The 20,638-nt window shown below is 33.0% G+C and carries 20 protein-coding genes; 16 read left to right on the top strand and 4 right to left on the bottom strand.

The window, feature by feature from the left end:
* Positions 1–408: 408 nt before the first annotated feature.
* On the bottom strand, positions 409–3,849 hold the full coding sequence (locus tag HYN86_RS10860) for a methylmalonyl-CoA mutase family protein (RefSeq protein WP_113678043.1): 3,441 nt from the start codon (positions 3,847–3,849) through the stop codon (positions 409–411).
* Between the two features lie 292 nt (positions 3,850–4,141).
* Here HYN86_RS10860 and HYN86_RS10855 point away from each other — a divergent pair, with 292 nt between their 5' ends.
* From HYN86_RS10855 to purU, 5 genes are all read left to right on the top strand, one after another.
* A complete protein-coding gene (locus tag HYN86_RS10855; protein ID WP_113678042.1) occupies positions 4,142–5,716 on the top strand; it encodes a L,D-transpeptidase family protein in 1,575 nt (524 codons plus the stop codon).
* Positions 5,717–5,912: 196 nt separating this feature from the next.
* On the top strand, positions 5,913–6,254 hold the full coding sequence (locus HYN86_RS10850) for a hypothetical protein (protein ID WP_113678041.1): 342 nt from the start codon (positions 5,913–5,915) through the stop codon (positions 6,252–6,254).
* Positions 6,255–6,398: 144 nt separating this feature from the next.
* A complete protein-coding gene (locus HYN86_RS10845) occupies positions 6,399–7,238 on the top strand; it encodes a hypothetical protein (RefSeq protein WP_113678040.1) in 840 nt (279 codons plus the stop codon).
* Between the two features lie 178 nt (positions 7,239–7,416).
* Positions 7,417–8,136 (top strand): DUF4197 domain-containing protein, encoded by a 720-nt coding sequence (locus HYN86_RS10840; protein ID WP_113678039.1) that lies wholly within the window; start codon positions 7,417–7,419, stop codon positions 8,134–8,136.
* 97 nt (positions 8,137–8,233) lie between these two features.
* The gene (purU, locus tag HYN86_RS10835) at positions 8,234–9,088 is read left to right on the top strand and encodes a formyltetrahydrofolate deformylase (protein WP_113678038.1); all 855 of its coding nucleotides are present in this window, start codon (positions 8,234–8,236) and stop codon (positions 9,086–9,088) included.
* 267 nt (positions 9,089–9,355) lie between these two features.
* Here the strand turns inward: purU and HYN86_RS10830 are convergent, their stop codons facing one another.
* From HYN86_RS10830 to pyrF, 3 genes are all read right to left on the bottom strand, one after another.
* Positions 9,356–10,849 (bottom strand): catalase, encoded by a 1,494-nt coding sequence (locus HYN86_RS10830; protein WP_113678037.1) that lies wholly within the window; start codon positions 10,847–10,849, stop codon positions 9,356–9,358.
* 558 nt (positions 10,850–11,407) lie between these two features.
* Positions 11,408–12,208 (bottom strand): ABC transporter substrate-binding protein, encoded by an 801-nt coding sequence (locus HYN86_RS10825; protein ID WP_113678036.1) that lies wholly within the window; start codon positions 12,206–12,208, stop codon positions 11,408–11,410.
* Between the two features lie 159 nt (positions 12,209–12,367).
* Positions 12,368–13,195 carry an orotidine-5'-phosphate decarboxylase gene (gene pyrF / locus HYN86_RS10820; RefSeq protein WP_113678035.1) on the bottom strand — a complete coding sequence of 276 codons (828 nt, stop codon included), beginning with the start codon at positions 13,193–13,195 and terminating at the stop codon, positions 12,368–12,370.
* Between the two features lie 216 nt (positions 13,196–13,411).
* Here pyrF and HYN86_RS10815 point away from each other — a divergent pair, with 216 nt between their 5' ends.
* The 11 genes from HYN86_RS10815 to HYN86_RS10765 all read left to right on the top strand — a co-directional run bounded on the left by HYN86_RS10815 (position 13,412) and on the right by HYN86_RS10765 (position 20,203).
* Positions 13,412–13,885: a Dps family protein gene (locus tag HYN86_RS10815; protein ID WP_113678034.1), complete on the top strand. Its 474-nt coding sequence runs from the start codon at positions 13,412–13,414 to the stop codon at positions 13,883–13,885.
* A gap of 223 nt (positions 13,886–14,108) precedes the next feature.
* Positions 14,109–14,294, top strand: a complete 186-nt coding sequence (locus HYN86_RS10810) for a CsbD family protein (protein WP_012024385.1) — start codon at positions 14,109–14,111, stop codon at positions 14,292–14,294.
* Positions 14,295–14,451: 157 nt separating this feature from the next.
* On the top strand, positions 14,452–15,003 hold the full coding sequence (locus HYN86_RS10805) for a helix-turn-helix domain-containing protein (RefSeq protein ID WP_113678033.1): 552 nt from the start codon (positions 14,452–14,454) through the stop codon (positions 15,001–15,003).
* A 21-nt stretch (positions 15,004–15,024) separates the two neighbouring features.
* The gene (locus tag HYN86_RS10800; RefSeq protein WP_095929844.1) at positions 15,025–15,474 is read left to right on the top strand and encodes a response regulator; all 450 of its coding nucleotides are present in this window, start codon (positions 15,025–15,027) and stop codon (positions 15,472–15,474) included.
* 10 nt (positions 15,475–15,484) lie between these two features.
* Positions 15,485–17,269, top strand: coding sequence for a sensor histidine kinase (locus HYN86_RS10795; protein ID WP_113678032.1), 1,785 nt, complete (start codon positions 15,485–15,487; stop codon positions 17,267–17,269).
* 453 nt (positions 17,270–17,722) lie between these two features.
* Positions 17,723–18,163: a DUF4142 domain-containing protein gene (locus HYN86_RS10790; RefSeq protein ID WP_230406348.1), complete on the top strand. Its 441-nt coding sequence runs from the start codon at positions 17,723–17,725 to the stop codon at positions 18,161–18,163.
* Positions 18,164–18,200: 37 nt separating this feature from the next.
* Positions 18,201–18,848 carry a porin family protein gene (locus HYN86_RS10785; protein ID WP_113678030.1) on the top strand — a complete coding sequence of 216 codons (648 nt, stop codon included), beginning with the start codon at positions 18,201–18,203 and terminating at the stop codon, positions 18,846–18,848.
* Between the two features lie 35 nt (positions 18,849–18,883).
* Entirely contained in the window at positions 18,884–19,036 is a 153-nt protein-coding gene (locus tag HYN86_RS10780; protein ID WP_109192514.1) for a lmo0937 family membrane protein, read from the top strand.
* A gap of 50 nt (positions 19,037–19,086) precedes the next feature.
* Positions 19,087–19,371 (top strand): YtxH domain-containing protein, encoded by a 285-nt coding sequence (locus HYN86_RS10775; RefSeq protein ID WP_113678029.1) that lies wholly within the window; start codon positions 19,087–19,089, stop codon positions 19,369–19,371.
* A 48-nt stretch (positions 19,372–19,419) separates the two neighbouring features.
* Complete coding sequence (locus HYN86_RS10770; RefSeq protein ID WP_113678028.1) at positions 19,420–19,785, top strand: hypothetical protein; 366 nt, start codon at positions 19,420–19,422, stop codon at positions 19,783–19,785.
* A 34-nt stretch (positions 19,786–19,819) separates the two neighbouring features.
* Positions 19,820–20,203, top strand: coding sequence for a hypothetical protein (locus tag HYN86_RS10765; protein ID WP_113678027.1), 384 nt, complete (start codon positions 19,820–19,822; stop codon positions 20,201–20,203).
* The last annotated feature ends 435 nt before the right edge of the window (positions 20,204–20,638 follow it).

Genomic DNA, 20,638 nt, shown 5'->3' with positions numbered 1-20,638 from the left:
GGATGGATTAAAATACATCCCTACAATATCCTTTGTTCCTTTGGAACTTCTTCAAGATTAACCGCAATCTTGTCATTTCGACGGAGGAGAAATCTTCGCAAGTAACTCGGCAAAGATTGGATTCTCGTTGCGGAGTTACTTGCGAAGATTTCTCCCTTCTGTCGAAATGACAAAATAATACGATTTTCTTTTTTGCTATTACAAAACTTTATAAATATAGCCCGTGGTTTCAACCACGGGAACGTAATATTGTCTTGCTCGTGCTGTGTACCCGTGGTTGAAACCACGGGCTATGTTTGCTAATTGGATTTTATTGTTTTGCTGGCGAGAGTGTCTTATTCGTACCTTACTAATAAAAACCTCTCAAAATTCTTGAGAGGTTTTTCCATATCATTAAAAAATAAAAAATTACATATTCCTTCTATACTGCCCACCCACTTCAAACAGCGCTGAAGTAATCTGCCCTAACGAACAAACCTTTGTAGCTTCCATTAAATGGTCGAATAAGTTTTCGTTTTTAATAGCCGCTTGCTGTAACGTATTTAAATGTTCGTTTACTTTTGCTTCATTAAATTGATGCAAATTATCCAGCATTGTAATTTGATATTGCTTTTCCTCTTCGGTAGCACGAATAACCTCAGCCGGAATCACCGTTGGCGAACCTTTTGAACTCAAGAAAGTATTTACACCCACAATTGGGAAATCTCCGTTGTGTTTTAAGGTTTCGTAATACAAACTTTCTTCCTGAATTTTAGATCTTTGGTACATCGTTTCCATTGCACCTAGAACTCCTCCTCTTTCTGTAATTCTGTCGAATTCTTTTAAAACCGCTGCTTCTACTAAATCAGTTAATTCTTCGATGATGAAGGAACCTTGAATTGGGTTTTCGTTTTTAGCCAAACCTAATTCTTTATTAATAATCAGCTGAATGGCCATGGCACGACGTACAGATTCTTCCGTTGGCGTTGTAATGGCTTCGTCGTAAGCATTGGTATGCAATGAATTACAGTTGTCATAAATGGCGTATAAAGCCTGTAAAGTGGTTCTAATATCGTTGAAATCAATTTCCTGCGCATGCAGCGAACGTCCAGAAGTCTGAATATGATATTTCAGCATTTGTGCTCTTTCATTGGCTCCGTATTTGTTTTTCATGGCTTTTGCCCAAATTTTACGTGCCACACGACCAATAACCGAATATTCTGGATCTACTCCGTTCGAGAAGAAGAACGATAAATTCGGTCCAAAATCGTTGATGTTCATGCCTCGGCTCAAATAATATTCCACGTAAGTGAAACCATTTGAAAGCGTGAAAGCCAATTGCGTAATTGGGTTTGCTCCCGCCTCTGCAATATGATATCCTGAGATCGAAACCGAATAAAAATTACGAACGTTTTTAGTGATAAAATATTCCTGAACATCACCCATTAATCGCAACGCAAATTCAGTTGAGAAAATACAAGTGTTCTGTGCCTGATCTTCTTTTAAAATATCGGCTTGAACCGTTCCACGAACTTGCGATAAGGTTTTGGCTTTTATTTCGTTGTAAACTTCCAAAGGTAAAACCTGATCTCCCGTAACGCCCAAAAGCATTAATCCTAAACCGTTGTTTCCTTCCGGTAGATCGCCTTGGTATTTTGGTCTTTCGATTCCTTTGTCCTTATATATTTTGTTGATTTTGGCTTCAACTTCTTTTTCTAATTCGTTGGCTTTGATGTACAATTCGCATTGCTGATCGATTGCTGCGTTCATAAAGAAACCTAACAGCATTGGAGCTGGCCCATTGATGGTCATACTTACCGAAGTCAAAGCGTGAACCAAATCGAAACCTGAATAGAGTTTTTTGGCATCGTCTAAACAGCAGATTGAAACTCCTGCATTTCCAATTTTGCCATAAATATCTGGACGCAAATCTGGATCGTTTCCGTATAACGTAACACTGTCAAAAGCTGTCGAAAGACGTTTTGCAGGCATTCCAGCACTTACATAATGAAAACGTTTATTGGTTCTTTCTGGTCCGCCCTCGCCTGCAAACATTCTCGACGGATCTTCGCCTTCACGCTTAAACGGATATAATCCCGAAGCAAACGGAAATTCGCCAGGAACATTTTCCTGTAAATTCCATCGCAGAATATCGCCCCAGCCTTCGTATTTTGGTAAAGCAATTTTAGGAATCTGTAAATGCGATAAACTTTCAGAATGCGTAGCAATCTTAATTTCTTTATCACGAACTTTAAAACTATAAACTGGATTTTTATATTTCGCTGCTTTTTCATCCCAATTCAGGATAATTTCCCAATTGTACGGATCTAAATCCATTTTTACTTTATCAAACTGATTCAGTAAAAGATTTAAAAAGATTCTGTTTTCGTCGTGTGGTTGGGCTGCACTTGGCAAAACTGTAGAATCATCAATTCCTGCTTTTGTAATCTGAGGAATTTTCCCAGAAACCGACTCTATGGTTTTGAAAATTCCGTATAATTTCTGAGCTACTTTTTGCTGCGAAAGTGCGATTTCATCATAACTTCTGTTATTCTCTGCAATTTCAGATAAATAACGTGTTCTTCCCGGCGGAATCACGAAGATTTTCTCACTCATTTCTTTGGTGATTTCAAAAGTCGATTTCAAATCAGAATCGGTTTTTTCCACCACTTTATCCATAATCGCTTTGTAAAGCGTATTCATTCCGGGATCGTTAAACTGAGAAGCGATTGTTCCGAAAACCGGCATTTCATCAGGATTTTTATCCCAAAGATTATGGTTTCTTTGATATTGTTTTTTTACATCGCGCAAAGCATCAAGAGCTCCTCTTTTATCAAATTTGTTTAAAGCTACTAAATCGGCAAAATCAAGCATATCGATCTTTTCCAATTGTGTTGCAGCTCCAAATTCTGGTGTCATTACATATAAGGATACATCAGAATGATCCATAATTTCGGTATCAGACTGGCCAATTCCTGAAGTTTCCAAAATAATCAAATCGTATTTTGCCGCTTTCAAAACCTGAATCGCTTCGGCTACATATTTAGATAAGGCCAAATTTGACTGACGTGTCGCCAGCGAACGCATATACACGCGCGGATTATTGATGGCATTCATACGGATTCTGTCTCCTAAAAGTGCTCCTCCAGTTTTTCTCTTAGAAGGATCGACAGAAATTAATCCGATTGTTTTTTCTGGAAAATCAATTAAAAATCGGCGAACCAATTCATCAACCAAAGAAGATTTTCCAGCACCGCCCGTTCCTGTAATTCCTAAAACTGGAATTTTAGAACTTGTATTGCTTTCGTGAATTTTATCGAAAACAGGTTTTGCAATTTCGGGGAAGTTTTCTGCTGCCGAAATTAAACGCGCAATGGCAGTAGGAACTTTATTTTCGATATGATCTACTTCTCCGTTTAATTGATCTCCAATAGGAAAATCAGAACGTTCAACCAAATCATTAATCATTCCCTGCAAACCTAAAGAACGTCCATCGTCAGGAGAATAAATTCTAGTAATACCATATTCGTGCAATTCGGCAATTTCGCTTGGCAGAATTACACCGCCGCCGCCGCCGAATATTTTAATATGTCCCGCTCCTTTTTCATGAAGCAGATCATACATATATTTAAAGTATTCATTGTGCCCGCCTTGATAAGAAGTCATTGCAATAGCATTAGCATCTTCTTGTATAGCAGTATTTACCACTTCCTCAACGCTTCTGTCGTGCCCAAGATGAATAACTTCTACTCCTGTTGACTGAATAATACGACGCATAATGTTTATTGCGGCATCATGTCCGTCAAAAAGTGAAGCAGCTGTGACAATTCTTACTTTATTTTTAGGAATATATGGGATTTGTTGCTCCATTTTATGAATATGATAATTTTATGAGGGCAATTTACAAAATATTTTAATATTCAATCCCCAGTATTCGCTTATCTTAACAAAAAATATATCGATTTCGGAATCCAAAAGGCCCTCTTTTTACGTAACTAATTGATATAGTTAATGAAAGCTTAAAAACATGGCAATTTCGCAACATTTAAATAAAATGTCAAAACATGTTACAGGCTGTTCTAAAGTAATTTAGCAAAGTAGAAAAGCCCCAAATTTTTACCATCACCTTACCAAAAAGTAATAACGTAAAAATTTAAAAAAAATGAAAACATATTATTCATTCGCCCTAATTTTAAGTTTGAGTTTTTTTATATCTTCTTTTAGTAGAATAGAAAAAAACACTCTCTCAGATCACAATAAAAAAACTTCAACTATTGCAGCGATTTACAATTTGCATAATGATAATGCAGATAATGTAGACAAAGTTTCAAATGATTTCTTTAAAAGATATTCAGATTTAAAAAAATATAAATCTGATGTCATGTCATTGTACAAAAACAGAACTTTAGGATCTATTTGGTTTGATGAAGATGACATTAATGAGTTTGGAACTGTTTTATACGAAAAAGCAAAAAAAACTAATGATTTAGTAATTCCTTATCAAAAAGAAATTGATCAGCTTTTTGACCAATCAGCACAAACAAAATTGTCTAAAACAGATGCGGACATGCTTTTGAGTTCTTTATATGTATTGTATACTAAAAAGAATAACGCAGATAAGAAAAGATTATCTTATGATTCTATGCTGAAAGATTTTTTAAACTACAGCACAATCGAAGAAGCAACTGCTTCAACAACAACAGAAGATGTAAAAGTACAGTATGATCAGTATTATAAATTAGAAGATGTTTTAAAAAAATACAAAAGATTAGAGCGTTCCCATAAATGGAAACCAATTGTTACGGAAACTCCATACAAAGAATTACGTCCAGATGCAGTTTCAAGTACAATTGCACAGGTAAGAACCCGTTTATATTTAATGGGAGACTTACAACATGATTCTAAAAGTGATGTTTACGACCGTGAATTGATGGATGCTGTAATGAAATACAAAGTTCGTAACGGTTTTAAACCAAATTATATTCTAGCAGAAGAACATATTAATGAAATGAATATACCGCTTTCTGATAAAATGGAAACGCTGAAACTTAATATGGAAAGATGTCGCGCTATTTCGGCTCAAATTACTGCCAGCGACGAATATGTTTTGGTAAACGTTCCTTCTTATGAATTAATTTATGTGAAAAACGGAAAAGTAGCATTAACTTCAAGCGTTTTTGTTGGAGCACCTTTAACAAAAACAACGATTTTTAACAGTGAAATTGACAGAATCGTTTTTAGCCCATATTGGACAATTCCTCAAAGTATTGTTCAAAATGAATTAAAATCTAAAATCGCTTCAGATCCAAATTATCTTGCAGAAAAAAACATGGAAATGATAAACGGTCAAGTCAGACAAAAACCAGGTCCAGATAATTCTTTAGGTTTAGTAAAATTTATGTTTCCAAACCAAGATGATATTTATATGCACGATACACCATCTAAAACTTTATTCGATTTTGAAAAAAGAACTTTCAGCCATGGTTGTATCAATGTAAAAATGGCAAAAGAATTAGCCGCTGCAATGCTGCAGGATTATCCAGAATGGACACCAGCAAAAATTGATAAAGCAATGGATGGTAAAGCAGAAAAAAGTTTTAAATTAACTAAAAAAGTTCCTATTTATATTACTTATTTCACTTCCTTAGTAAATGAAAATGGTGAAATTGGTTTCTTTCAAGATGTTTATGAAAAAGACAAAGAGTTAACTGGCGAAAATGCAGTTGTAACTCAATAAAATAAATTCTATTAAATTTTAGAGAGAAGTTATCATTTTATGGTAATTTCTCTCTTTTTTAGTCTTTTTTATGAACCAAAAAAAAGACTTAACTTATTACTACAAAACCTTTTAGAGGCACTATCATTTTTAAAACCTCATTATTTTTGCCTCCATAATTACACGAAAATTTTATAATACTTAAAATCTAATTATTATGAAAACAAATAATATCGAAGGTCTAACAATGTTTGAAATCAATGTATTAGTGCAGCAAGGCGGAAGATTTGTAATTTTTCCCAATACTATTTCAAAACTCATGAAAAAATTCAAAGGCTCTAATATCTATTTTGTTCGTCCAGAAGAAAAAACTTTTAAATACGCCTTAAAACATTTTGCTAAAAATTTAGCACTCGGCTGGAAATCTTTTCCATGGGGGCCTGTGTATGTCGTTAAATCCTTTTATTATTTGATTAAAGGTGGAAAAGATTATACACAGCCTATATTAACCGAATTAAATAAAAACAACCCTGTATATCAACCTGAGCTCAATATTTAAAAATTCATGCTATCTATATTGTCTTAAAATGATACATTAAAAACAAATAAGGGCTAAGAATGGTTTTAATTAAAAAGAGATTTGCCAAAATTTTTTTTTAATTAAATCAAAGTGCAAAAATACTTTTTCCTATTTGCCGCGACAATGTTACTTTTAATTTCTGGCTGCAATAATTCAAAAGCATCTGAAAATCAACTTAAATCGTTAGAGATTGGTCGTCCTAAGGCTCCTAAGGCTCTTAGTCCAACTCGCATTTTATTTATGGGCAACAGTCAAATGGAATATTTTGTCAGTACATCTACATTATTTCAAGAGCTTTGCAATGCCAATAACCATCATATTAATGTACAGCAGTTAGTAACGATGGGGGTCCCGCTTGATAAGGTATATGAAACCAATAAAACGGAGGCCAACCAAAATTTTTCTAACATAGATAAGGATGGAAATTATTACGATTACGTTGTTCTTCAAGAAGCCACACCCATTGCGTTAAATAATCTGGCGAAATACAGAGATAATTTAAAATTTATTGTTGAAAAGATCCACAAAAACAGCCCAGATGTTGCGGTATATGTTTATCAAGGAATGTCTCCAGTACCTTTTAAAGACTCCAATTACAATACTTATTACGATGATCTGCGCAAAAATTCTGTCAGAGCTGCAGTTTTTATTAAAAATGCTGGTTTATTGAGAGTTGGTGACGCGGTTAAAGATGCCTATAATGGCAAAAATGGTTACAAATATCTAATCGATAATAATGATCGTCTTCGATACGGAAAGAGTACGCTTCACTTTTTAAATGACGGCGGATTTTTGCAGGCTGTTTTATTATATGCTTCTATTTTTGATAAAAAGCCGATAATTCCCAAAAAACTTATTCTCAGTACAGGAACAGGAAACAATGATAATATGCGAAAACAAGAAGTTAGTAAAGCAATTAGCAATCCACGGGCTTTACAAGAAATCGCTTTTAGTAATCGATAGAAATAAACTTTGTATAAAATCAAAAATCATCTTATAGTTTTTATGAGATGATTTTTTATTTTAAAACGAATTGTAATAGAACTGTTATTTATTAAACAAATTGTTTAAAGTCCCAGAATATTTTTATGGCTTTATTTTTGAATAAGTAGTATTTTTGAAACTTAATAATCCCCAACAAATGAAAAAGATTTTATTATTAGCCGTTACGTTTTCTCTTACGTCTTGCGCGCAGGTACAGCAGACATTAAATCAATTACCTCAAATATCATCTCAGCTTCCTGGAGTTGGCGGTGTGGATATTGCTTCTGGTTTAAAAGAAGCCTTAAATAAAGGAATTACAGAACAGGTAAGCAAATTAACCGCAGTAGATGGTTTTTATAAAAACCAAGCCGTGAAAATTTTAATGCCGGAAGAATTACAAAAAGTAGATGCCACTTTAAGAAAAGTAGGCTTGAGCTCCCTTGCAGATGAAGGAATCAAAATGTTGAACCGCGCAGCAGAAGATGCAGTGAAAGAAGCCACTCCAATATTTGTTGCAGCAGTAAAAAATATGTCTTTTACAGATGCTAAAAATATTTTATTAGGAAATGACACAGCAGCAACAAGCTATTTACAAGGAAGTACAACTACTGCATTATACGGAAAATTTAATCCAGTAATTAAAAGCTCTTTTGAAAAAGTTGGTGCTGATGCCGTTTGGACAAAAATCATCAATAAATACAATACAATTCCGTTAGTTAAAAAAGTAAACCCAGATTTGACCGACTATACAACAACTCAGGCTTTATCCGGCGTTTTTAAAATGATTGCGGTTGAAGAAAAAGAAATTCGAAATAATATTTCTGCAAGAACAACGCCTTTACTACAAAAAGTATTTGCGATGCAGGACGGAAAATAGTTTTTTCTGAAGTTACAAATTTTCAAAGGTACAAAGGTACAAAGCCTTTGAAAATTTGGATCTTCAACTTTGTCACTAACCAAAATTAACAACCAAAATGCAAAAAATAACCATTCTAATTCACTGTAAAGATCAAAAAAATATTATCGCCTCGGTAACTACTTTTATTGCTAAAGTAGAGGGAAATATCACCTATATCGACCAGCATGTTGATGTAGAGCAAAATGTATTCTTTATGCGATTGGAATGCGAATTTACCAATCCGCAGATTACTGTTGAAGGGTTAAAAAAGGATTTTGACGAAACCCTTGCCGTAAAATTTAATATGTCTTGGGATTTATATAGTCAGGAACAAAAACCAAAAATGGCTTTGTTTGTTTCTAAATACGATCATTGCTTATTTGATATTTTAGGCCGCTACAGTGCTGGAGAACTTAATGTTGAGATTCCTCTGATTATCAGTAATCATAATGATTTAAGATCAATTGCGGAACGTTTTGATATTCCGTTTCATTATGTTCCTTTTACAAAAGACAACAAGGAAGAAGGCGAAGCAAGACAAATTGAATTATTAAAAAGATATGAAATCAATTTTATTGTTTTGGCTCGTTATATGCAGATAATTACACCAAAACTGATTTCACTTTACGAGAATAGAATTATCAATATTCACCATTCGTTTTTACCTGCTTTTCCAGGAGCAAAACCATATCATTCTGCTTTTAAACGCGGGGTAAAAATCATTGGTGCCACAAGCCATTATGTTACAGAAGAACTAGACGAAGGTCCGATTATTGAGCAGGATATTGCAAGAGTTTCGCACATTCACTCTGTCGAAGATTTTATCATGAAAGGACGAGATTTGGAACGTATTGTTCTAGCAAGAGCCATAAAACTTCATGCCGAAAGAAAAACAATGGTTTATAGTAATAAGACGGTGGTTTTTTCTTAGTTTTTTTTTAAGGCTCAAAGAGACAAAGGTCCAAAGATACAAAGGCTTTTCTATCTTATAAAAAGCAAACCCGACGAGTTTTGGAAACTTGTCGGGTTTGTTATTTTTAAAAAAATACTGTCATCCTGAGCATAGTCGAAGGCTGGCTTTACCTAAAAGCACTTCGACTTCGCTCAGTCTGACAACTCTGCACTAAATAAGTAAACCCGACAGGTTTCCAAAACCTGTCGGGTTTACTATTGAAAACTCAGAATCTTAGAACGTCATCTAACGAACCACAATCGCTAATCTAGGATCATCAAAAGCATTTACTTCTTCCATTGTCATTCCTAAAGCATTTGCTACTCCTTCTCCGTATGCAGGATCTGCTTTGAAACAATTTCTAATATGACGGACTTGAATAAACTTTTGAGCCCCTCCAACTTGTGCAGCCGTATTTTTAAATAACAACTGTTTTTTCTCATCTGTCAGCAAACGAAACAATAATCCAGGTTGTGTGAAATAATCAGTATCATCATCTCTAAAATTATGTGCCCACGCATCACCATGAAGTTTTAATGGCGGTTCTTTAAATTCTGGCTGTTCCTGCCATTCTCCAAAGCTGTTTGGCTCGTAATGTTTACGTCCGCCGTTATTTCCATCGACACGCATCGCACCATCTCTATGGAAAGTATTATAAGGACATCTTGATGAATTTACAGGGATTTGGAAATTATTCACTCCCAAACGATATCTATGGGCATCACCATAAGAAAACAAACGGGCTTGCAGCATTTTATCTGGAGAGAAACTAATTCCAGGTACAACGTGAGCTGGATTAAAAGCCGCTTGCTCAACTTCGGCAAAATAATTTTCTGGGTTTTTATTTAGTTCAAATTCTCCCACAGGAATTAATGGAAAATCACCTTTTAACCAAACTTTAGTCAAATCAAAAGGATGAAAACGGTAATTCTCTGCTTGTTCCTCTGTCATAATTTGAACAAATAATTTCCATTTTGGAAAATTTCCTTCTTCAATAGCATTAAATAAATCACGCTGATGGCTTTCCCTATCCCCTCCAACTAACAATGCCGCTTCTTCATCAGAAAGATTATCAATACCCTGTTGTGAAACAAAATGAAACTTTACGTAATGTCTTTCATTTTGAGCGTTCAGAAAACTAAAAGTATGACTGCCAAATCCGTGCATTTGTCTGTATGATCTTGGAATTCCTCTATCACTCATTACTATGGTAACCTGGTGCAGTGCTTCAGGAAGTAATGTCCAAAAATCCCAATTATTGTCAGCACTTCTTAAATTGGTTTTAGGATCACGTTTTACAGCGTGGTTCAGATCTGGAAATTTCATTGGATCACGGAAGAAAAATACTGGAGTGTTATTTCCAACCAAATCCCAATTTCCTTCATTTGTATAAAATTTCAAAGCAAAACCACGGATATCTCTTTCAGCATCAGCGGCTCCCCTTTCTCCTGCAACAGTAGAGAAACGAGCAAACATTTCTGTCTTCTTTCCAATTTCAGAAAACAAATCTGCTCTTGTATATTTTGTAATGTCATGGGTTACTGTAAAAGTTCCGTATGCTCCAGATCCTTTGGCATGCATTCTTCTCTCGGGAATCACTTCGCGGTCAAAATGGGCCATCTTTTCTAAGAACCAAAAATCTTGAAGTAAAACTGGTCCACGAGGGCCTGCTGTTTGAATATTTTGGTTATCTGGAACTGGAGTTCCTGTAGCAGTTGTTAATTTTTTGTTTTCTTCCATATTGCTGATTTTTAATGTTTTATCAAATATACAAACAAAAACATATCGATTTAATAATCAAAATTGATTGTTATTATATTTTAATAATCAAAAATTATGTAATACTGCAGAAAGCTCAAAACGAAAGTTTTACAAATCTTAACTTATGGTCAACAAAGTAATAACAAAACCTTAACAGCATAAGATTGATATATGTCGGACATTTGTAATGTAATAAACTGGTTATTTATTATTTTGGTTTTGGTTAGTTAAATGATGCCGGCGTCTTCGAGATGCCGGCATTCTTTTTTTTGTATCAACTTGGTTTTAATTGTTTAAGGTTTCAGGTTTCAGGTTTAAAGTTTCAGGTTGCTTTACTTTGAACATAATTCTACCGCAAAGGGCGCAAAGTTTTTTATTTAAGAGGTTTTGTATAAAACGCAAAGTTCGCAAAGCTTTGTGTAAAAACTTGCGAACTTTGCGGTTAAACTCTCAACAACTTCAAACCTTAAACTTGAAACCTCAATCCTCAAACCTCAAACTTGAAACTTCAAACCTGAAACCTGAAACAAAATCAAACTAACTCTTCAACCTTTCTTGCAATAATTTGAAATACGCAAAAGCCTTTAGTAATCGGCTTCCGTGCCAAGAGAACATTTCGCCGTCGACGAAGATGGTTTTGGCGTGATGTGTGAATCTGCCTATTTCAAAAGCATCTTCTTCTTTAAAAGGATAAGGCTCCGAAGAAAGGAAAACAAGATCTGGATCTCCTTCCAAGCGCATTTTTTTTAATTCGATTTCGGGATAACGCCCCTTATCTTGGTATATATTTGTAAAATGATTTAATTTCAATAATTCATTTATATAGGTATCATTGCCCGCAGCCATGTATGGATTTTTCCAAATGAAATACGCTGCTTTTTTAGACGGAATATCTTTGATATAATTTTTAAAATCGCTCAAGGCGAAAGTCAATTTATCATTCCACTTTTGGGCTTCGGTTCTGCAATTGAAAAGTTGTCCAAAATCTGAAATCATCTGAAAATTATCTTCAACAGAAACAATGTTAGTAACCCAAACCGGGCATATTTCCTGTAACAGATTTACAATTTCTTCTGTGTTTTCTTCTTTATTGCAAATGATAATATCTGGCTCTAAAAGTTTTATTTTTTCGAAATGAATTTTCTTTGTTCCGCCAACAATCTTTTTAGTCGACTTAAAATGAAACGGATGCACACAAAACTTGGTAATTCCGATAATTTTCTCTTCTAAACCTAAATCATACAATAATTCGGTTTGCGATGGAACTAGCGAAATGATACGTTTTGGAGTTGTTTCAAAAGAATGAACAGTACCCAGCTGATCTATTATTTGTTTCATGTTTCAAGTCTTTTTTTGTTTCAAGTTTGTGGAGTGTTTTTTTAACCGCTAAGTTCGCAAAGATTTACGCTAAGAACACAAAGTTATTTCTTTGTGAACTTGTAAAACCTTTACGAACTTTGCCGTTAAATTATATTCAAAGTAAAACAGCTTGAAACCTTAAACCTGAAACTTTAAACCAATAATCTCAGCCATTTCTTTTTGAACTGATAAAGCTTCTTCCCTAGCCTTTTCAGCAAAGTCAGTTCCCTTTGAAGCGTAGATAATAGCTCTTGCAGAATTTACCAAAAGACCAATTTTATCATTCATTCCGTATTTGCAGACTTCAGATAAGCTTCCGCCTTGAGCGCCAATTCCTGGAACTAATAAAAAGCTGTCTGGAACAATTTTTCTAATTTCAGTAAAATATTCGGCTTTTGTTGCGCCCACAACGTACATCAAGTTTTCGCTGTTTTTCCAAGTTTTAGAAGTTTCCAAAACTTGTTTATACAATTCTTTTCCGTTTGTATTTAAAGTCTGAAAATCGAATGCACCTTCATTCGATGTTAAAGCTAACATTATAGTGTGTTTATTTTCGAATGCTAAAAATGGCTCGACAGAATCTTTTCCCATATAAGGAGCAACGGTTACACTATCAAAATTCAAATCTTCAAAAAAAGCTTTTGCATACATACTAGATGTATTCCCGATATCACCACGTTTTGCATCGGCAATAGTAAAAATTTCAGGATAATTTTCGTTGATGTAATTGATTGTTTTCTGCAGCGATATCCATCCTTTTATTCCGTATGCCTCAAAGAAAGCTGTATTTGGTTTATAACCTACAGTTAAATCGTGTGTAGCATCGATTATTGCTTTATTAAATTCAAAAATCGGATCTTCTGTTTCTAATAAATGCTGTGGCATTTTAGCTAGATCTGGATCTAAACCAACGCATAGAAATGATTTTTTTTGAAGAATTTGTTCGTGTAATTGTTGTGTTGTCATATTGTATTTGCTAGTGCGGGCAAAATTACAATAATATAATTGGTTTGCCAATTTATGAAAACTCATGTTTTACGTCTTTAAAACTTATTTCTTTTTTTGATTTTCCGCACTGAATTAACAAAAAACATTGGATTTCTATAACTCCTCTCTAAAATTATGTAAGAAATTAAAAGTACCGAAAAGTTATCTTTGGAAAAATCCTAAAAAGAGACTATTATGAGCCCAAATATCGGAATATCGCCAAAAAACTTAAAAAAAAGTGCCACTATATTAGCCACAATTTTATCGAACGAAATGACTTTATATGTGAAAACTAGAAAGTTTCACTGGAATATATCGGGAAATAGTTTTATGGAATTGCATAAACTATTTGAAGACCAATACCGAATTCTTGAAGCGAATATTGATGAAGTTGCAGAACGAATTAACCAGCTTGGAGAAAAAACAATTGGAACTATGAAAGAGTTTATTGAAAATTCTACTCTTAAGGAATCTCCAAAAGAATATGCCTCTCAAAAACATATGTTAATTGAACTTTTAGAAAACCATGAGCAGCTGGTAACCGAATTTAGAGGTTATCTTCCTGTTTTTGAAAATGAAACAAATGACGCCGGTTCTGCAGACTTTGTAACGGGTCTGCTGCAGGAACACGAAAAAATGGCTTGGGTTTTAAGAAGATATCAGGGGTAATTGTGAATTGTAAATTGTAAATTGTGAATTGTGAATTGTGAATTGTGAATTGTACGATGTTAAGATTATTTAATTTTTAATTTTTAATTTTTAATTCGAGATATTTTCTAGTGTAATTTTATGTCGGGATGAAAATTATGCAGCAGTCTTAAAAATTAATGTAACAAAAACCCTTTTTAGAATTTGCAATTTTACAGTATTATAAATTCAAACAAAGAATATCATGAATACTACAGAGATAAAAGGAAACTGGAATGAGTTAAAAGGAAAGTTAAAACAAAAATATGCTGAATTAACAGATGACGATTTGATGTTTGCTGAAGGAAAAGAAGACGAAATGTACGGAAGACTTCAACAAAAATTAGGAAAAACAAAAGAAGAATTTCATCAAATCCTGTCAGATTTGTAAATCCTTGCAACTCAATCAGGAAATACCGTCTAGTACAAAATATTAGACGGTATTTTTTTGAAAATTTTATTTTAAAATGCGTTCAACTTGTAATTCTAAGCTATTTTTAAACAAAAACACCAAATAAATTAAGTATCTTTAACCAAATTTCCATAAAATGAAACTATTTATAAAGTTTGACATTAACACGATTTGCTCTCTTTATTTAAAACAAAACCTGGAACAAAACAATATTAACTTTACAACTCTGGGATTTGGAGAAATTGAGATTGAAGACAATATTGATGCTGAAGCACTGGAGAAATTAAAACACAAATTAGCTCCATGCGGCTTTGAAGTAGTTGAAAATCAAAAAAGTGTATTAGTCCAAAAAATAAAAGATGCTATCATCGAACTTGTTTTTATGGACGACAGTAATAATTACAAAAGTTCTGTGTTTTTAGCTGAGAAGCTAAATCATAGTTACGGCTATCTATCCAATGTTTTCTCAGAAGTAACATATTCTTCTATAGAAAACTTTATTATATTACAGAAAATTGAAAGAGCAAAACAATTAATAATTATTAATGAAATGAGTTTGACAGAAATTGCTTTTTTACTAAATTACTCCAGTGTTGCCCACTTAAGTACGCAGTTTAAAAACACAACTGGAATTACTCCGTCTGCTTTTCAGAGGATTATTAAGAAACGAAGAGAAAATTTAAAATAAAAACCCAAATACCGCAATCAAATGCAGAAAAACGCATTACACATTTTACTAGCTGATGATGATGAAGATGATCGTCTTTTCTTTAAAGACGCTTTTGAAGAAATAAAAATCCAAACGAACGTAAATTTCGTACATGATGGAATGCAGCTTATGGATCATTTAATGAACAAAGACAATAAACTTCCGGATATTTTGTTTCTCGATTTGAATATGCCTAAAAAAACAGGTAAAGAATGTTTAATTGAAATCAAAAAAACAGATCATCTAAAAGACATAATCATTGCGATTTATTCTACTTCTTCATCTGAAGAAGACATTGAAGACACTTTTATTCAGGGCGCTAATATTTACATTAAAAAACCAAGTGATTTTAATACACTAAAAAAAATAATTAATGAAGTCGTGACCGTAAACTGGCATTATCATACTTCAGGTTTAAACCGTGATAATTTCTTGCTGCGACTAAAATAAGAGCATACCAATGAAGTGGATCCCAAATTTTAATTCTTCAAACTCTTTGAGAGTTATTTTTGTAATCGCAGTTTTCATCCTGTTATTTCTTTCTTCTATCGCTTATAAGCATAATCAGGACTTGAATGAATCAAGTAAACTGGTTATGCATACTTACGAAATCAACATCCAGCTCGAACAATTAATGTCGGCTATTAAAGATGCAGAAACGGGCCAGCGAGGGTATATTATCACTCGCAACGCCCGTTTTTTAACGCCGTATATTTATTCACGTGATAAAGTAAACACCTCGTTTATTACTTTAAAAAAACTCACTGCCGATAATCCACAGCAACAGGAAAATCTTCAAAAACTTTTCAAACTCATTACGCAGCGTTTCGTTTCTTTTGAAAATTGCCTAAAATATAGCGACCCTAAAACGTATGACAAAAGAAAATTAGACAACCATATGTTTGGCGGTCGAATTCTAATGGAAAATATTCGGTTTAAGGTTGACGAAATGAATGATATTGAAAAAGCCTTTCTCAAAAAAAGACTTAAAATTTATGATTCTGAAATCTCATTAAGTCCGCTTTTTTCGATTTCCCTATTCTTAGCTGCCTTACTTTTTATTTTATTGGCTTACAGACAAATCAGCCGTGATTTTCAACGTTTAAAAATTTTTAATAAAAGACTTTTAATTTCAAACGGATTAATTGCTGAATCTGAAAGTATTGGAAATTTCAGTACTTGGCAATGGGATTTAGACTCTGATAAAATTGACTATTCTGATAATCAATATCGCCTGCTGGGCTGCGAACCTAAATCTTTTGTTCCGAATAAGGCAACTCTATTAAAATTTGTTCATCCAGACGATAAAGAAACGTTTGCTGAATATATGGACGGAATTATCGATAAAAAGAAACTTACGTTTGTATATTATAAAATTGTCCGTGCAGATTACGAAATCCGATATTTTAAGACCACTGGTAAAATTGTAACCGATCAGCAGGGTAGTAAAATTTTACTTGGTATTAATTTTGACATTACTGATGAGCATTTATTAAATATCGAACTTCAGGAACGAAATAGAGAATTAGAGAAAAGCAATAAAGAGCTGGCTTCTTTCAACCATGTTGCGAGCCATGATTTGCAGGAACCGCTGCGAAAAATCCAGACCTTTATTTCGAGGGTTTCAGATGCGGATAAAGCTGTAATGTCTGAAAGTGCAAAAAATTACATCCATAAAATTGAAAGCTCTGCAAAAAGAATGCGCGTATTAATTGACGACCTTCTTTTATTCTCCAGAACAAATACTACTAAGAAGGAGTTTATTAAAATGAATTTAAATGAACTTCTTGATAATGCAGAATCTGAACTGGCAGAAATTATAGAAGAAAAGAAAGCCGTTATTAGAAGTGAAAAACTTCCTAAGCTATCCGTCATTCCCTATCAGATTGAGCAGTTGTTCATTAATTTAATTGGAAACTCATTAAAATACAGCCGACCAGGTGTTGAACCTGAAATTTCGATTTTAAGCGAAAAAGTAAGTTCTGCTGACTATCCAGAAATTTTGGAGCAGTCTATAAAGAAATTCCATAAAATAACTTTTACTGATAACGGAATGGGATTTGACCCGCAGTTTAAAGAAACTATTTTTATTCTTTTTCAGCGCCTTCATTCTAAAACAGATTATCCAGGAACCGGAATTGGTTTAGCAATTTGTAAAAAAATTGTAGAAAATCATAAAGGACATATTACAGCAGACAGTACTTTAGGAAAAGGTTCATCGTTTACCGTTTACCTTCCTGATTAAGTTTACAACTAAAGTTTTTTATACTATTATATAGACTGCAGCCATTCTGTCCAAAAATCACCTTCTAGAAACTGAATCTTTAAATACAGAAATGTAAGAAAAAAATCAGCCGGTAATTTTACAACAAAAAGAGAAATCATAGAAAATTTTATGGTTTCTCTTTTTTTTATGCATCTAAAAAAAAGAATCAAACCCCTGATTTTTAAAGGATAAAAGAGTCAAATAATTCTATTATGGGAATTATATAACGTTTCTTTTTTATGCTGTAAAGTAAAATCTTTCATTCGTTAGCATCTTTGTAATGTAATACTTTAGGAAGTAATAATGAAAGCAATATCACCTTTAAAAGCTTCAATTTTCAAAGTGTTTTTCTTTTTGGTAATGATATTGTGCATCACGTCTTGCAGAAAAATTAATCCGATTGAAAACTCTTTAAGAAACCAAGCTTTTTCAATGACAGAGAAAGAAGAAACAGAAGCTTTCTTTTTTATTAAAACGGCAAATGCGAGTAAGTCTATTATTTCAAAAAGTCAAATTGCACAACAAAAAAGTTCAGACGCCATAGTTCAGGAATTGAGTAAGAGAATTGAAATTCAAGAAAATTTAATTCTGGACGAAATAACAAAAATGGCCACTGTAAAGCTCATTGTAATTACTGAAATTAACGCCACGCATAAAAGAGACCTGTACAACCTCATTGATGCAAATGGTACAGAATTCAACGATGTTTATTTAAATACAATGAAAGATGCTTTAAACAGCCAGATTGAGTTATTTGAGACTATCTCTAGAGAAACAAATGATAAAACAATTCTAGAAATAGTTTTAAGGTATTTGCCTGAACAATATAAACTCTTAAGGGAAACCGAGAGAATTAGAATACAAAACGTATAAGAGCCTATTATCTATCAATTAACTAAAATTTTTAACTATGAAAATGCAAACAAATTTTTTATGCGCCTTAACACTTTTTTTAACAGCTTCATTTGGAATGCTGCACGCTCAAGACAATAATGTAAATACCGAGTTCGGTGTAAAAGGAGGATTCAACATGTCTAACTTATATGGAAGTGGAGATGATGTAGATGACAACAATATTTTATACGGTTTTAATGCCGGAGTTTATGCTACTCTTCCTATTTCAGATATGGTAGCTATTCAGCCAGAGGTTTTGTTTACCACAAAAGGTGCTGAATTTGAATACAACAATGCTTTTGCAAGCGGAAGTACAAAATTCAAATTAAACTATATCGAAGTTCCTTTATTAGTAAGAGTAAATGTTACTAAAAACTTTAATATTCATGCTGGTGGATACGCTTCTTACCTAGTAAGTTCTAAAGTAACTGGAGACGGAAGTTTTGATTTCGACCAAGAAATTGATAGAGATGATTTAGCAAAATTTGACGCAGGTATCGCTGCAGGTGTTGGAGTTGACTTTGATCCTATTAGTATTGGAGTTCGTTACAATTACGGTTTAACAACTGTTGGTAAAGAAAGAACTGTTGCTGGAACAACTTACACTGTACCAGACGCAAAAAACAGCAATTTGACATTATACCTTTCGTATAAGTTGAATTAAGCGAAATTAATTATAAACCACTAAAATAAAAAACCATGTCAAACTTATTATATACAATCGCAGTGATTTTGGTAATTCTTTGGGCTTTAGGGTTCTTTGTTTACAGTTTCGGAAGTATTATTCACATTCTGTTAGTTATTGCCATTATCGCAGTACTGCTTAGACTTATTAAAGGTCGAGAAATTTAAATCATATTAAATCAACAAATTTTAAATATTAATCCATTAAATCAATTATTATGAAAACTAGTAGCACAATTTTAGGAATTTTAGGAGCCGCAGCGGCGGGAGCGTTTATAGGAGTATTGTTTGCACCAGATAAAGGTTCAAATACAAGAAAAAAAATCAAAGATAAATCGAAAGATTACGGAGATAACATTAAAACAAAATTTGACGGTATTGTAAGCACAATTACTTCAAACGGTAAAGACATTATCGAAGAAGGAAAATCTAAACTTAACCAAGTTAAAGATGACTTCAATACAATCAAAGATGAAGCTAAAACTGTAAAAACAAACTATTAATAAACATCTATTAATAAGTGAATTTTTCAAACCATAAAACCCTATATCATGGAACCAAATGCAACAACAAACGAGAATTTAAATCTTTATGAAAAAGCTGAAAACTATGCTAAAACAAGTTTAGAATTATTAAAACTAAAAACAGTATGTTCAGTTGCTGATGGTGTTTCATCATTAGCATCTAAGATCGCAATCGGAATTGTTGTTGCATTTTTTACTTTGTTCCTTAATATAGGGATTAGCTTATGGGTAGGCAAATTGCTTGGAGAGTATTACTACGGCTTTTTTATCATGGCACTTTTTTATTTAATTGTTGCCGTTGTGATTGTAAAATCGCATCATAAATTGATAAAAACACCAATTGGAAATACTATCATATCAAGTATTTTAAAAGAAACAGAAACTAAGAAATAGATTTAATTATTAATAATTTATAAAAGACTAACTTATGGAGGCTATATTAACTATTGATCAATTAAATCAAAAAATTAAAGAATTAGAAGTTCGTCAAGATACAGAATGGTGCGATATCAAAGATCATATCGAGGATATTAAGGAGAATTTGAAACCTCTTAATTTAATTAGAAATACTGTTGAGGAAATTAACGAAACAGTAGGTTTTAAAAGTCACTTAGCGCAGTCAGCCATCAGTATCGGGATTGGATACATAGCAAAACGTTTTATAGTTGGAAAAGGTGACTCTATGTTTAAAGGCATCTTAGGTTCAGTTGTACAGCTTATTGTCACCAATCTGGTTTCTAAACCACAAGAAGGAGCTTCACATGAATCTTCAGAAGAAGAATCATTACAATACGAATCATCTAGAGAGTAATTTGTCAACTTAAATTTTATATTATGGAAAAGTTAAGCGAAATAGTATTAAAAAATGGTGTATACGTTTACTCGAATCTATATAAATGTTTTGAATATACGAGAGTATTTCTAGGTATCTAACTTTCATCATACGCTTATTGGGGAAAGCGGTTGATGAAGATAAGACCTTCACTATATTTTAAAGGTTCTGAGTAACTAAGATTCTAAATTAATAAGATCTTAAATTCGATACATCGAAATTTTATAAAGTCTCTAATAAAATAGAAACTTAAAATCTCAACCTTACAAAAGAGACTGTTTACGTTAGTAGACAGTCTCTTTTACTTTATAAATACTGATAGTTCCTATTCTAAATCGAATAAATAAAAAGTTATTCAAAACATAAAAAAACCGAACTAAAAGTTCGGCTTAATATTATAAAATAAGTTTAAAA

The sequence above is a fragment of the Flavobacterium fluviale genome (assembly GCF_003312915.1).
Classification (GTDB): Bacteria; Bacteroidota; Bacteroidia; order Flavobacteriales; family Flavobacteriaceae; genus Flavobacterium; species Flavobacterium fluviale.
The sequence above is the reverse complement of the archived record's forward strand: the minus strand, read 5'-3'. Positions and strand labels throughout refer to the sequence as shown.